This window comes from Gordonia sp. p3-SID1431, assembly GCF_025143765.1.
Taxonomy (GTDB): domain Bacteria; phylum Actinomycetota; class Actinomycetes; order Mycobacteriales; family Mycobacteriaceae; genus Gordonia; species Gordonia hongkongensis.
Genome location: NZ_JAMBDT010000022.1, coordinates 45,426 through 58,856, shown reverse-complemented (window position 1 = coordinate 58,856; position 13,431 = coordinate 45,426). Strand labels below are relative to the sequence as shown.

12 protein-coding genes are annotated in these 13,431 nt (G+C 68.0%); 6 read left to right on the top strand and 6 right to left on the bottom strand.

Annotation, left to right across the window (positions count from 1 at the left end):
- Nucleotides 1-288: 288 nt before the first annotated feature.
- The gene (gene fadD8 / locus M4D77_RS08120) at nt 289-1,935 is read right to left on the bottom strand and encodes a fatty-acid--CoA ligase FadD8 (protein ID WP_165629663.1); all 1,647 of its coding nucleotides are present in this window, start codon (nt 1,933-1,935) and stop codon (nt 289-291) included.
- A gap of 156 nt (nt 1,936-2,091) precedes the next feature.
- Between fadD8 and M4D77_RS08115 the strand changes: the two genes are divergently transcribed.
- The gene (locus M4D77_RS08115) at nt 2,092-2,748 is read left to right on the top strand and encodes a GNAT family N-acetyltransferase (protein WP_058253927.1); all 657 of its coding nucleotides are present in this window, start codon (nt 2,092-2,094) and stop codon (nt 2,746-2,748) included.
- 74 nt (nt 2,749-2,822) lie between these two features.
- On the opposite strand, the gene M4D77_RS08110 is transcribed toward M4D77_RS08115, so the two are convergent.
- From M4D77_RS08110 to M4D77_RS08100, 3 genes are read right to left on the bottom strand one after another with little or no spacing between them, the layout of a single operon-like run.
- Nucleotides 2,823-3,203: a nuclear transport factor 2 family protein gene (locus tag M4D77_RS08110; protein WP_259935977.1), complete on the bottom strand. Its 381-nt coding sequence runs from the start codon at nt 3,201-3,203 to the stop codon at nt 2,823-2,825.
- Nucleotides 3,200-4,096: an SDR family oxidoreductase gene (locus M4D77_RS08105; RefSeq protein ID WP_068970727.1), complete on the bottom strand. Its 897-nt coding sequence runs from the start codon at nt 4,094-4,096 to the stop codon at nt 3,200-3,202. Before M4D77_RS08105 ends, M4D77_RS08110 begins: the two co-directional genes overlap by 4 nt.
- Before the next feature lie 51 nt (nt 4,097-4,147).
- Entirely contained in the window at nt 4,148-4,936 is a 789-nt protein-coding gene (locus M4D77_RS08100) for an SDR family oxidoreductase (RefSeq protein ID WP_058253930.1), read from the bottom strand.
- Between the two features lie 91 nt (nt 4,937-5,027).
- On the opposite strand from M4D77_RS08100, the gene echA20 reads away from it, so the two are divergent.
- From echA20 to M4D77_RS08075, 5 genes are all read left to right on the top strand, one after another.
- On the top strand, nt 5,028-5,813 hold the full coding sequence (gene echA20, locus M4D77_RS08095) for a (7aS)-7a-methyl-1,5-dioxo-2,3,5,6,7,7a-hexahydro-1H-indene-carboxyl-CoA hydrolase (protein ID WP_068970725.1): 786 nt from the start codon (nt 5,028-5,030) through the stop codon (nt 5,811-5,813).
- Nucleotide 5,814: 1 nt separating this feature from the next.
- The gene (locus M4D77_RS08090) at nt 5,815-6,708 is read left to right on the top strand and encodes a CoA transferase subunit A (protein WP_259935976.1); all 894 of its coding nucleotides are present in this window, start codon (nt 5,815-5,817) and stop codon (nt 6,706-6,708) included.
- On the top strand, nt 6,705-7,496 hold the full coding sequence (locus M4D77_RS08085; RefSeq protein ID WP_078113609.1) for a CoA-transferase subunit beta: 792 nt from the start codon (nt 6,705-6,707) through the stop codon (nt 7,494-7,496). The genes M4D77_RS08090 and M4D77_RS08085 overlap by 4 nt, the downstream gene beginning before the upstream one ends.
- A complete protein-coding gene (locus M4D77_RS08080) occupies nt 7,493-8,605 on the top strand; it encodes a nitronate monooxygenase family protein (RefSeq protein ID WP_058253933.1) in 1,113 nt (370 codons plus the stop codon). The genes M4D77_RS08085 and M4D77_RS08080 overlap by 4 nt, the downstream gene beginning before the upstream one ends.
- A 185-nt stretch (nt 8,606-8,790) precedes the next feature.
- Complete coding sequence (locus M4D77_RS08075) at nt 8,791-9,642, top strand: ABC transporter ATP-binding protein (RefSeq protein ID WP_259935975.1); 852 nt, start codon at nt 8,791-8,793, stop codon at nt 9,640-9,642.
- 132 nt (nt 9,643-9,774) lie between these two features.
- On the opposite strand, the gene M4D77_RS08070 is transcribed toward M4D77_RS08075, so the two are convergent.
- Both M4D77_RS08070 and M4D77_RS08065 read right to left on the bottom strand, forming a co-directional pair.
- A complete protein-coding gene (locus M4D77_RS08070) occupies nt 9,775-11,511 on the bottom strand; it encodes an ABC transporter ATP-binding protein (RefSeq protein WP_058249911.1) in 1,737 nt (578 codons plus the stop codon).
- Nucleotides 11,508-13,412 (bottom strand): ABC transporter ATP-binding protein, encoded by a 1,905-nt coding sequence (locus M4D77_RS08065; protein WP_226513979.1) that lies wholly within the window; start codon nt 13,410-13,412, stop codon nt 11,508-11,510. The genes M4D77_RS08070 and M4D77_RS08065 overlap by 4 nt, the downstream gene beginning before the upstream one ends.
- Between the last annotated feature and the right edge of the window lie 19 nt (nt 13,413-13,431).

The window sequence follows — 13,431 nt, the reverse complement described above, 5'->3', positions numbered from 1 at the left end:
CCTGTCTCACCAGGCCCTTCGTGGCTCGTCGACCTCGATGCGCTCCTTCGTCGCTTGCTCGGCCCGGCGGCTAACGCTCCTCACACCTCAGTATCTGCGGCCAGGCGGCCGTCGTGGACAACGAAAGAACCTCCGCTCCCTGAGGAGGCCGGAGCTTGCGGAGCCGTCACGAAGGGTCCTGGTGAGCCGGTTGCGAAGACCCTTCGTGACGCGCCCTCCGCAAGCTCCGGGCGCTCCTCAGGGAGCAGGGGGCAGGTCGTTTCTTTCGGATCAGGGAGCAGAGGGGATCTAGCCGACGCCGCGGTCGGAGTCGGCCCAGTACTTGGACCGCAGCGCCTTCTTGTCCGGCTTGCCGAGCGCGGTCAGTGGCAGGGCATCGGCGAAGATCACCCGCTTGGGTGACTGCACCGCACCCTTGCGGTCTTTCACGGACTGCTGGATCTCGGCGGTGATCCGGTCCTTCGCCGCGTCGTCGGCGTCGGCATCGTTGCGCAGCACCACGATCGCGGTGACCGCCTCGCCCCACTTGTCGTCCGGGACACCGATCACGCCGACCTGACCCACTGCCGGGTGTTCGGCGACGACGTCCTCGACCTCGCGCGGGAACACATTGAAGCCACCGGTGACGATCATGTCCTTGGTGCGGTCGACGATGAACCAGAATCCGTCCTCGTCCTCGCGGGCCACGTCGCCGGTGCGCAGCCAGCCGTCGCGGAAGGTGTCCGCGGTCTGTTCGGGGAGGCCCAGGTACCCGCCGGCGAGAAGTGGTCCCGCGACGCAGATCTCGCCGGGTTCGCCCTGCGGGACGGGCTTGTCGTCGGGCCCGAGCAGGGCGGTACGCAGGAAGGCCGACGGCCGTCCGCAGCTGCTCAGCCGACGCTGGTCCTCACCGGGACCCGGATGGTCACCCTTCGCCAGGTAACTGATGACCATCGGCGCCTCGGACTGACCGTAGTACTGCGCGAAGATCGGACCGAATCGTTCGATGGCCTCGGCCAGCCGGACCGGATTGATCGGCGACGCACCGTAATACACGGTTTCCAGCGAGGACAGATCGCGCGTCTTGGAGTCCGGGTGATCCATCAGTGCGTACAGCATCGAGGGCACCAGCATGGTCGCGGTGATCTTCTGCTCCTCGATCGTGCGGAGCACCTCGGCCGGGTCGAATTTGGACAGGACCACCATCGACCCGCCCTTCATGAGGGTGGGGACGAAGAAGGCGGCGCCGGCGTGCGAGAGGGGCGTGCAGAGCAGGAACCGCGGGTGTTCGGGCCATTCCCATTCGGCGAGCTGGATCTGCGTCATCGTCGACATCGCGCGGGCCGTCCCGATGACACCCTTCGGCTTGCCGGTGGTGCCGCCGGTGTAGGTGATGGAGACGACGTGGTCGGGTGAGAGATGCGCGGCGACAAGGGGCTTCGGCTCGAAGTTGTCGGCTTCGGCGATCACGTCCCGCGCGTGGGCGGCGAGTTGCTCCGGCACCGGTCCGAGCGTCAGCACCTGCTTGAGACCGGGAACCCGTTCGAGCAGTGCCGCGGCCCGCTCGACGAACATGGGCACCGGGTCGATGATGAGAGTCGACACGCCGGCGTCGGAGAGCACGTACGCGTGGTCGTCGAGTGAGCCCAGGGGATGCAGTGCGGTGCGGCGCCATCCCTGCGTCTGGCCGGCGCCGATCACGAACAGCACCTCGGGCCGATTCAGCGCGAGCAGGCCGACCGCGGTTCCCGTACCGGCACCCAACCCCTCGAACGCCTGGATGTAGCGGCTGATCGACGCGGCCATCTCACCGCCGGTCATCTCCGTGTCGCCGAGCGACAGTACGGTGCGGTCGGCGTGCCGCCGCAGCGCCGCGACCATCAGGTCGCCCATGTGCGTGCCCCCGCGCAGGTGATCGAAGTCGGCCGGTGCTGTCGTCGTACCCTCGTTCGTCATGACCACCAGACTAGGACGTGTTACAGCTCTAGGGAAGAATCTCCACCAAAACCGCACTATGAGACACGAGAACGTGTTCTAACATTCCCTTGCGGATGCGCCTTCCGCGAACCTGAAGTCCGCCACCGGCGAGGGGTGGTGACCTAGGATCGAACCATGACTGATCTCGACCTCGCCACCACCCGGCGTGACATCGCCGACGCCCTGCTGACCGCCCTCGAGCGCCGCCACGAGGTCCTCGATGCCATCGTCGACGCCGAGAATCACGACGAGGCCGTCACCGCGATCGTCGACCTGCTCGGCAAATCCAAGCTCGGCGCCGAGGCCATCCTCGACATGAAGCTCGACCAGCTCACCAAGGACGACCGCCGCAAGAACCAGGCCGAACTCGACGACCTCAACAGCGCCCTCACCTTCACGCTCGCCGAACGTCCGGCCAGCAGTGGGGACACCCTTGATCTCCGTCCGTTCGACCCGTCCGCCGACGCCGAACTGTTCTCGGCGCGCACCAACGAGATCGGCACCGCCGGCGACGGTTCGGGCGCTCCCGCCGGCGATGTCGCGGCCGAGATCGATGCCGCCACCGCCCGGGTCGACGCCGAGGAGGCCGTCTGGCTGGTCGCCGTCGAAGGCGAGTCGAAGGTCGGCTTCGTGTTCGGCGAACTGAAGGACGGCGAGATCGACCTGCGCATCTGGATCCACCCCCAGTTCCGCAAGTCGGGGTACGGCACCGCAGCGCTTCGCAAGTCCCGGTCGGAGATGGCGGCGTACTTCCCCGGCGTGCCGATGGTCGTCCGCGCGCCCAGCGCCTGACGGTCCACCTACAGTCGACGAACCCACCGCCCGTTCGGGGTGGTGGGTTCGTCTGTTGGTGGCGTGCCGGGCGGTCAGGCCCGTTGGGGCCGCGGGAGGCCGAAGTGGGCGACGATCGCGCGGATCCGGTTGTCCTCGTCGACCACGAAGGTCTCGGACACGGTGGCACCCAGCCGAAGGGTCTTGGGTCGGACGTGGACGACGTAGCGCGTGGTGACGCTGTGCCCGTCCACCGTGGCGGTGAAGTCCGAGATCCGGTGGATGAGGCGGAATTGCGGGCCACGCGCGAGGCTGCGGGCGATGTGTTCGCCGTCGCGCCCGGTCCGCACACCGAACTCCACGCGGGTGCAGTCCGGGTGCAGGGCGACCGCGGACGGATCGTGACTCACCAAGGCGTCCACATATGCGCGCGCCGCGGCGATCCGCTCGGCCGAGGGATCTCGGGGCGAGGTCATCGCGCGCCGTACACCGGCATCGGTACCGGCGCCTTGGCCAGGATCTCCTCGATCACCGGGCCGAGCTCGCCGGCCTCCCACCGAGAACCCTTGTCCCGCTCGATGCTTCGCTGCCATCCATCGGTGACCGAGATCTTGCCGCCCTCGACTTCGAACACCCGGCCGGTCACCGAGCCCGCCGCGGGCGAACCCAGCCAGACCACGAGGGGCGAGACGTTCGCCGGATCCATCGTGTCGAAGGAACCGTCGGCGGGCGCCGCCATCTGAGCGGCCATCGCCTCGCCGGCACCCATGGTCATCTGGGTACGGGCGGCCGGAGCGATCGCGTTCACGGTCACACCATACGACCCCAGTTCCGCGGCCGCCTGGATCGTCAGGGCCGCGATGCCGGCCTTCGCCGCGACGTAGTTGCCCTGGCCCACCGAACCGTACAGTCCCGCACCGGAACTCGTGTTGATGATGCGCGCCTGCGGAACGTCGCCGGCCTTCGCCTGGGCGCGCCAGTGCGCGGCCGCGTGCCGCAGACCGACGAAGTGCCCTTTGAGATGTACGCGGACGACCGCATCCCACTCGTCCTCCGACAGCGAGACCAGCATCCGGTCGCGCACGAAACCCGCGTTGTTGACCAGTACGTCGAGGCGTCCGAACGCGGAGAGTGCGGTCTCGACCATGGCCGCACCCGAATCCCAGTCCGCGACGTCGCCCACCGACGCGACTGCCTGCCCGCCGGCGGCGACGATTTCGTCGACGACCTCACTCGCGGGGTCCTCGGCGTAGTCGTTGACGACGACCTTCGCGCCGTCGGCGGCGAACGCGAGGGCGTGGGCGCGTCCGATGCCCTGGCCGGCACCGGTCACGATGACGACACGACCCTCATTCAACTTGCTGGTCACTGATGTTCTTCCTTTCCGAAGTGTCTGCGGCCCCGAACCGCACACCGGGTCTCAGACTGCGTTACCGGCCGTGGCGGCGTCGAGGAATGCCGGCTTCTCGCCACCGCCGTGGACGGTCAGCGTCGACCCGGTGATGTAGCCGGCAAGCGGTGACAAGAGAAAGGCGACCGCGTTGCCGACATCGGCGGGCGTGGCCATCCGCCCCATCGGGATGGTCTCGCCGACGGCTGCCACACCGGCGTCGTCGCCGTAGTGCAGGTGGGACTGTTCGGTGACGACCGGGCCGGCCACGACCGAGTTCACCCGCACCCGCGGCGCCCACTCGACGGCGAGCGAGCTCATCAGGTTGTCGAGTCCGGCCTTCGCCGCACCGTAGGCCGAGGTGCCGGGTGACGGCCGGTGGCCGCTCACGCTCGAGATGTTCACGATGCCACCGCCATCCGGCTGCGTCTGCATCACCGCGTTGGCCGCGCGGGCCACGGCGAGCGGGGCGAGCAGATTGAGGTCGACGATCTTGCTCGCGAACCGGACCGACGCGTCGGCGGCCAGCGCGAACGGGGAGCCGCCGGCATTGTTCACGACACCGTCGATGCGTCCGGCCCGCCCGATGATGTCGTCCATCATCGCCACGACCGCATCCGCGTCGCGGACATCGCAGGACACGAAATCGAGATCGCGGAGGTCGTCGGCGAGATTGTCGGCGTTGCGACCACAGATCACCGGACGGGCGCCGAGCGAACCCAGGACGCGGGTGATCCCGGCACCCACCCCGCGCGCCCCGCCCGTGACCAGGATGACCTTCCCGACCAGGCCCAGCTCGACCTGTGACTGCGTCTGCATGGGTGCTACCCTACCAAACAACCAAGCACTTGCTTGGTGCGCTTCCGCAGTCCCCTCGGACTGTCCGGACCGCCCCATGAGAGGAGCCCGCGTGCCGATCACCACGACACGTTCCGATACCGGGATCGTGACCGTCACCGTCGACTATCCGCCGGTCAACGCGCTGCCATCGGCCGCATGGTTCGAACTCGGCGACGCCATCACCGCCGCCGGCCAGGACCCCTCCACCCACGTGGTGGTGCTCCGCGCAGAAGGTCGGGGCTTCAACGCGGGCGTCGACATCAAGGAGATGCAGGCGACCGACGGCTTCGACGCCCTGATCGGCGCCAACCGCGGATGCGCCGCCGCCTTCAGTGCCGTCTACGACTGCGCCGTCCCCGTCGTCGTCGCCGTCAACGGGTTCTGCGTGGGCGGCGGCATCGGCCTCGTCGGCAATGCCGACGTCATCGTGGCCTCCGACGACGCCGTCTTCGGACTACCCGAGGTGGACCGCGGAGCACTCGGCGCCGCAACCCATCTCGCGCGGCTCGTGCCACAACACATGATGCGCACCCTCTACTTCACCGCCAAGAACGTCACCGCCCAGCAACTCGAGCACTTCGGTTCGGTCTACCGGGTCGTGCCCCGCGAGGAACTGCTCGACGCGGCACTCGAGGTCGCAGAGGCCATCGCCGCCAAGGACACTCGCGTGATCCGCGCAGCCAAGGAGGCGATCAACAACATCGACCCCGTCGACGTCAAGGCGAGTTACCGCCTCGAGCAGGGGTACACCTTCGAGTTGAACCTGGCCGGCGTCGCCGATGAGCACCGCGACGCGTTCGTGTCGACCGGCAAACCACTTGCCGCGAATTCCGCCTCGGATGGAGGACGTGCCTGACATGCCCACCGACAAGACAAGCACTTTCGACGACGTCATCGCCGAGCTACGCGACGGCATGACCATCGGCATCGGCGGATGGGGTTCGCGCCGCAAGCCGATGGCGTTGGTCCGTGCGCTCGCCCGCTCCGAAGTCAAGGACCTCACCGTGGTGACCTACGGTGGCCCCGACCTCGGATTGCTCTGCGCGGCAGGGAAGGTGCGCCGCGCGTACTACGGCTTCGTCTCGCTCGACTCGGTTCCGTTCTACGATCCGTGGTTCGCCAAGGCGCGCACCAACGGCGAGATCGAGGTACGCGAGATGGACGAGGGCATGGTGAAATGCGGCCTCGAAGCAGCCGCCGCACGCGTGCCGTTCCTGCCCATTCGTGCCGGCCTCGGCTCCGACGTCCTCAACTTCTGGGAGGGTGAGCTGAAGACCGTCACCTCGCCCTATCCCGACGCCGACGGCCGGACGCAGACGCTGGTGGCCATGCCGGCACTGAAGCTCGACGCCGCCTTCGTGCACCTGGATCTGGCCGATGCCCACGGCAATGCCGCCTACACCGGGGTCGACCCGTACTTCGACGACCTCTACTGCGCGGCCGCCGAACGTCGCTATCTCGAGGCCGATCAGATCGTCTCCACCGAGGTGCTCGTCAAAACCGTCCCACACCAACGTCTTCTGCTGAACCGAATGGCCGTCGACCGCGTCGTCCACGCGCCCAACGGCGCTCACTTCACGTTTGCCGGGGAGTACGGCCGGGACGAGAAGTTCCAGCAGTTCTATGTGGCGTCGGCGAAGGAGCCCGAGACCTGGGACGCGTTCTCGCGCCGATTCCTCCAGGTCGACGAACAGACCTACCAGCGAGAAGTGACCGCCTGGCAGGACGAGCAGAAGGAGACCGGACAGTGAGCACCGCCGAAACCGCGACCACGCCCGGTGAATCGTCCGGTACGGATGAACCCACCCGCGCCGAGTACTGCGTGATCTCCTGCGCCGACATCTTCGCCGGCGCCGGCGAGATCATGGCCTCGCCGATGGCGCCCACCCCCCTGCTCGGCGCCCGGCTCGCGCGTCTCACCACCGAACCCGACCTGCTGATCACCGACGGCGAGGCGCTGATCCTCGCCGACACCCCGCCGATCGGGAAGACCGGGCCGATCGAGGGGTGGATGCCGTTCCGCAAGGTGTTCGACGTCGTGGCATCGGGTCGGCGCCATGTTGTCATGGGCGCCAACCAGATCGACCGGCACGGCAATCAGAACCTGTCGGCGTTCGGTCCGTTGCAGCACCCCACTCGTCAGATGTTCGGTGTGCGTGGCGCGCCCGGCAACACCATCAACCACCCCACCAGCTACTGGGTGGCCCGCCACACCGCGCGCGTCTTCGGCGAGTCCGTCGACATCGTGTCGGGCGTCGGTTTCGACAAGGTTGATCCGGAGAACCCGGCCTTCGACGACCTGAACATCCATCGCGTGGTCACCAACCTCGGCGTCTTCGACTTCGGCGGACCAGGCCACACCATGCGGGCCCTGTCCCTGCATCCCGGGGTCGGCGCCGACGAGGTCGCCGAGAACACCGGCTTCGAGGTCGAAGGCCTTGCCGACGCACCCGAAACGCGCCGGCCGACGGCAGAGGAGCTCGGTCTGATCCGGGACGTCCTCGACCCGAAGGGCGTCCGCAACAAGGAAGTCCGATGAGCAGTCCCACCAGCGCACAACCGAGTCCCGCGCGCGCCGCCGGACTGTCGACGTCGTTCACCGAGCTCGTCGGCATCGAGTACCCGATCGTCCAGACCGGCATGGGATGGGTGTCCGGACCGTCGCTGACCTCGGCAACCTCGAACGCCGGCGGGCTGGGCATCCTGGCGTCGGCCACGATGACGTTCGCGGAACTCGAGGCGGCCATCGCGAAGACGAAATCGTTGACGGACAAGCCATTCGGTGTGAACATGCGTGCCGACGCGACCGATGCCCCCGAACGCATCGACCTGTTGATCCGAGAGGGCGTCAAGGTCGCCTCCTTCGCGCTGGCCCCGAAACCCGAACTGATCGCGAAGCTCAAGGACAACGGCATCGTCGTGATCCCGTCGATCGGTGCGGCCAAACATGCCGTCAAGGTCGCCTCGTGGGGTGCCGACGCAGTGATCGTCCAGGGCGGCGAGGGCGGTGGTCACACCGGACCGGTCGCCACCACCCTGCTGCTGCCGTCGGTGCTGGATGCGCTGTCCGCCAAGGGTATCGACATGCCGGTGGTCGCCGCGGGCGGGTTCTTCGACGGCCGTGGGCTCGCCGCCGCACTCGCCTACGGGGCTCAGGGCGTGGCCATGGGCACCCGGTTCCTGCTGACGTCGGACAGTGCCGTGCCCGACTCCGTCAAGCAGGAGTACCTCGCCCGCGGTCTCGGCGACACCGTTGTCTCGGTCAAGGTCGACGGCATGCCGCACCGCGTGTTGCGTACCCCGCTGGTGGAGGCGCTCGAGAGCGGGAGCCCGGCCCGGGCCCTCGTCGCCGCGGCCCGCAATGCCAACGAGTTCAAGCAGATGACCGGCATGCGCTGGACGACGATGCTCAAAGACGGGCGCACGATGAAGAAGTCGGGCGAACGCACGTGGCAGCAGGTCATCATGGCGGGCAACACCCCCATGCTGCTCAAGGCCGGCCTCGTCGAAGGTGACACCCGCGCCGGCGTGCTCGCCTCCGGCCAGGTCGTCGGCATGATCGACGACCTGCCCAGCTGTGACGAGTTGATCCAGTCCATCATGACCCAGGCGCACGAACGGCTGAAGGCTCTCGGGTCGTTGGGCTAGGGGCGCCCTGGAGCGTGCGGAGGGCCGTCCCTACCCCGCTCCCTGAGGAGGCCCGGAGCTTGCGGAGGGCCGTCACGAAGGGTCCTCGCACCTCAGGCAGCGCAGGGCGGCCCGTCACCCCCCTCCCCCTGAGGAGGCCCGGAGCTTGCGGAGGGCCGTCACGAAGGGTCCGGTACCTTCGGACCGTGACGACCCCGGAAGTCCTGCGCCTCGATTCGGTCGACTTCGTGCGGCAGTCCCGCGCGATCCTCGCCGACATCGACCTCACCGTCCACGCCGGCGAGCGGTGGGCGCTCATCGGCCCGAACGGCGCCGGCAAGTCGACGATCCTGAGCCTGTGTGGCGCGGAACAGCATCCGACGCGGGGGACCGTCCATGTCCTCGGACACCAACTGGGGCGCGTCGAGACCCGGAAGCTGCGTGAGTCCATCGGCCACGTCAATCCGCGGCATCCGCTGCGGTCGCCGCTGTCGATCCGCGAGGTCGTGCTGACCGGTGCGACCGGCACGACCGAGCTGATGGACCACCGGGAACCCGCATCGGAGACACTGGCCCGCGCCGACGAACTGATCGAGATGCTCGGCTTGAGCGCGCTCGCGTCGGCGCCGTGGACGAACCTGTCGCAGGGCGAACGCGGCCGGACGCTGATCGCCCGCGCGCTGCTGTCCGATCCGCAGCTCCTGCTGCTCGACGAGCCGTCGACCGGCCTCGACGTGGCCGCACGCGAGCGACTTCTGCAGACCGTCGACCGACTCCACCGCACGCACCCCGAACTCGCGACGGTGCTCGTCACCCATCACCTCGAGGAACTTCCCGAGACGACCACGCATGCCGTGCTGGTGACCGGCGGCCGAATCCTCGCCGCCGGGCCGGTTCACGACATTCTCACCACAGCCCTGGTGACCGAGTGCTTCGATTACCCGATCGAGATCGCCCACCAGGAAGGGCGGTGGTCGGCGCGGGGGTCACAGCGTGACGACGGCCCTACTCGCTGCTCCCTGAGAAGCGAGCTTGCGCGCGTCACGAAGGGTTCGTAACCTCGTCTCGCCAGAACCCTTCGAGGCTCGTCGCTATCGCTCCTCGCACCTCAGGGAGCAGAGGTTATGTTGTTCTTCCGGCTCAGGGAGCAGTGGTTACGTCGCCCTTCGGATCAGAAAGAGCGACGGCAGCTACGCCGACGGTGTCAGCGTCCAACCGGCGGCTGCGGTCCGCTGGTTCCAGAACTCGGTGTATCGCCCACCGCGGGTGAGCAGTTCGTCGTGGGTGCCGATGTCGTCGACGCCGCCCTGATCGTCGAGCACGACGATCTGGTCGGCGGCGATCACGGTGGACAGCTTGTGCGCGATGACCAGCACCGTGCTGCAGTCGGCGAGCCGGCGGATGGATTCCGCGACGTGGGACTCGTTCTCGGGATCGAGAGCGCTGGTCGCCTCGTCGAACAGCACGATCGGCGCGTCCTTCAGCAGGGCGCGTGCGATCGAGACTCGTTGCCGCTCACCGCCGGACAGGGCCGAACCGCCCTCACCGACGACGGTCTGCCAGCCATCGGGCAGCCGGTCGACGATCGAGGTGACCCCCGCGGTCTCGGCGGCTGCTCGGATCTCGTCGTCGGTCGCATCTGGCCGTCCGAGTTTGATGTTCTCCCACAGGGTGTCGTCGAAGAGGTAGACGTCCTGGAACACCTGGGACAACTGGCCCATGAGTGCACCGGTCTCCTGCTCCCGCACGTCGACGCCGCCGACCTTCACGACGCCGCCGTCGACGTCGTAGAACCGTGCGATGAGACGGAAGATCGTCGACTTACCCGACCCCGACGGGCCGACGAGTGCAGTCATCGTGCCGGGGCGGGCTCGCAGGGACACATCGCGCAGGACCTGCGCGCCGGTCTCGTACCCGAAAGCGACACCGTCGAGTTCGACAGCACCCGGTTCGGTGATCGGCGTGGGTTGATCGGGGGTGGGCATCCGGTCGGTGTCGAGCACCCCGGTGATGCGGTTGATCTCGTCGGTGGACATGCGCAGCGTCGAACCGAGTTCGGCGAGTTCGCCGATCGGGCCGAAGAAGCGGGCCGCGAGGCCGAAGACGGCGATCAGCAGGGCCGGCTCGATGTGGCCCGCCACGGCCAGCCCCGCGCCGAGCGCGAGCACGGCACTGAAGACGACCTGCACCGACAGTCCGTTCAGCAGGATGCCGAGGATCGAGCGCCAGAGCATCGACTTGCCCACGCGTGCTTGTTGTCCGAGTGCGTCGGCAAGCGGCTTGTGCGCGGAGTCCGAGTCGCCGAAGGCCCGCAGCACCGCCTGGCAGCGGGCGAACTCCAGGACCCGGTTGTTGACCTTGACGGCCTCGGCACGCTTACGGCCCTCGGACTTCGCGAGGAACGAACTCGACAGCTTGCCGACGTACATCAGCAGCAGCGTCCCTGCGACCATCAGAAGACCGATGCGCCAGTCGAAGAAGCAGATACCGATGACGACCACGACGGAGCTCACCATGTTGACGACGACCGGGGTGATGTAGTGCGCGCCGGTACTGCCCACGAACATCGTTCCCTTGACCGCGATCTGGGAGACGTCACCGACGCGGTCGCGGGTGAACCAGCCGAGCGGCAGCGTGACCATGTGATCGCCGAGACGGTGGTGCAGCATGCGCATCGCGTAGAGCGCCATCGTCATGCCCTTGAGCGACTGCACGTAGGCACTGACCGCACAGATGGCGACCAGAACGGCCAACGGCCACAACCACATCGCGGCGGCGGAGAGGTCACCGGTCAGCAGGTGTTCGACGATCGGGACCAGGGTCAGCATCGCCAGCCCCTGCGCGACGCCGTAGACGACCACCCAGGTCAGGAAGACGACCATCCGGGCACGTTCGGAACCCAGGATCGTATAGAAACCGCGGATCATCGTGCCGCCTCGCTGCTCGTGACCGCGCCCCGCGCGATCTCCTCGTCCTGCCTGGTGGTCCCGGCCTCGTAGGAGGCCCACATCGACGCGTACAACCCGCCGCGGGCAACCAGTTCGTCCTGCCGGCCCTGTTCGACGACCCGACCCCGATCCAGGACGACGATGTTGTCCGCGTGCGTGATCGAGCCCAGACGGTGCGCGATGACGAGCACCGTGCGCCCGACCATCAACGCGCCGATGGCCTGCTGGATCTGCGCCTCCGACTCCGGGTCGGCGAAGGCGGTGGCCTCGTCGAGGACGAGGATCGGGGTGTCGGCGAGCAGGGCCCGCGCGATCGAGACACGTTGCGCCTCACCGCCGGAGAAGTGCGCCCCGTCGCCGACCACGGTGTCGTAACCGTCGGGCAGCTCCAGGATGCGGTCGTGGATCTGGGCGGCGCGGGCGGCGTCGTAGACCTGCTCGTCACTCGCGTCCGGACGGCCGAGCCGGATGTTGTCGCGCACCGACATCGTCAGCAGCTGCACGTCCTGGAGCACGAACCCGACGTGGCGATAGAGCTCGGTGGGCGCGATGTCGCGGACATCGACCCCACCGATGCGCACCGCACCGGAGTCGGGATCGCCAAAGCGGGGCAGCAGCGTCGCAAGCGTCGACTTACCGCTTCCCGACGGCCCGACGAGAGCGGTCACGGTTCCCTCGGCCAGTTCGACACTGACCCCGTCGAGCGCCTTCACCCCGGACGGGACTCCGAGGCGCGGCGGGTAGGTGAAGTGCACGTTCTCGATCCGCACATCGTGCCCGGCGGGCACCTGGGGGTTCTCCGGAACCGTCAGCTCCGGTTCGGCGAGCAACGAGGCGATACGCAGGGCGGCGGCCGAGGCCTGCTGACGGGTGTGCACCGCGGTCGAGACCGTGAGCAGCGCGGTCGGCAACACCATCGCGATCAGCGTCGACCCGACGAGTTCGATCGGTTGGACCCACCCGTTGTCGACGAGCCAGTACCCGACTCCGAGGTTGACCAGCAGGATCAAGGGCGCGCTGATCAGGACGGTGGTGACCGCCTGTACGCGGAGCATCGGCCCCATGTAGCCGGCGAAGTCGTCGTTGAACTCATCGGCGGCATCGACGAACCGCCGGTGTGCCTTGCCGGTCTGCCCGAAGGTCTTCACCACGGCGACGCCCGAGATGAACTCGACGATCGTGGCGCTGATCCGCGCGACGCCCTTGTCCATCTTCTCCATCTCGGTCGTCAGGTCACGAGCCATGTAGGAGTACGTCAGCGCGTACAGCGGCACCGTCGCGATCGCGAGCAGCCCCAGGCGCCAGTCCAGGTAGAAGCAGTAGATCAGCGCGAAGATCGGCGACAGCATCGCGGCCGTGGCCTCGACGGTCGCGTGCGCGACGAGATAGTGCAGGTCGGCGACATCGTTCTGCACCGACTTGCGGACCGCACCCGAGCTGGTCCGGCTGAACCACCCCAGCGGCAGCCGACCCAGCTTGTCCGCGATGCGGATTCGAAGTTGCGCCTGGAGATCGAGATCGGCGAAGTGGGTGATCGCGAGCGCGAGGAAGCTGAAGGCGGCGCGAGCGCCGAGCCCACCGACCACCAGCCACACGACCATCCAGACGCGCCCGGAATCGACCGGTCCCGGTTCGAGCAGGATGCGCCCGAGTTCGACGATCCCGATGAACGGCACCACCGTGGCGGCGGAGGCGAAGACCTGGACGAACTGGGCGAGCAGCGTGCGCTTCTTCACCGGGGCCAGGACGTCGGCGAGGGCAGCGGCTTTCGCCTTGGACTCGGATCTGGCCTGAGCGCGCGCGGCTTTCGGATCGTCGGGTTCGACGTCGACGTCGGAGACTGGTGCCGGCGCGGCCACATCGGTTCCGCCAATTGTCATACGCGCACAATAACGGCCA

Coding starts and splice junctions, on each gene's coding strand:
- fadD8 (WP_165629663.1), bottom strand. CDS start 1,935: ATGACGAACGAGGGTACGACGACAGCACCGGCCGACTTCGATCACCTG.
- M4D77_RS08115 (WP_058253927.1), top strand. CDS start 2,092: ATGACTGATCTCGACCTCGCCACCACCCGGCGTGACATCGCCGACGCC.
- M4D77_RS08110 (WP_259935977.1), bottom strand. CDS start 3,203: ATGACCTCGCCCCGAGATCCCTCGGCCGAGCGGATCGCCGCGGCGCGC.
- M4D77_RS08100 (WP_058253930.1), bottom strand. CDS start 4,936: ATGCAGACGCAGTCACAGGTCGAGCTGGGCCTGGTCGGGAAGGTCATC.
- M4D77_RS08090 (WP_259935976.1), top strand. CDS start 5,815: ATGCCCACCGACAAGACAAGCACTTTCGACGACGTCATCGCCGAGCTA.
- M4D77_RS08080 (WP_058253933.1), top strand. CDS start 7,493: ATGAGCAGTCCCACCAGCGCACAACCGAGTCCCGCGCGCGCCGCCGGA.
- M4D77_RS08070 (WP_058249911.1), bottom strand. CDS start 11,511: ATGATCCGCGGTTTCTATACGATCCTGGGTTCCGAACGTGCCCGGATG.
- M4D77_RS08065 (WP_226513979.1), bottom strand. CDS start 13,412: ATGACAATTGGCGGAACCGATGTGGCCGCGCCGGCACCAGTCTCCGAC.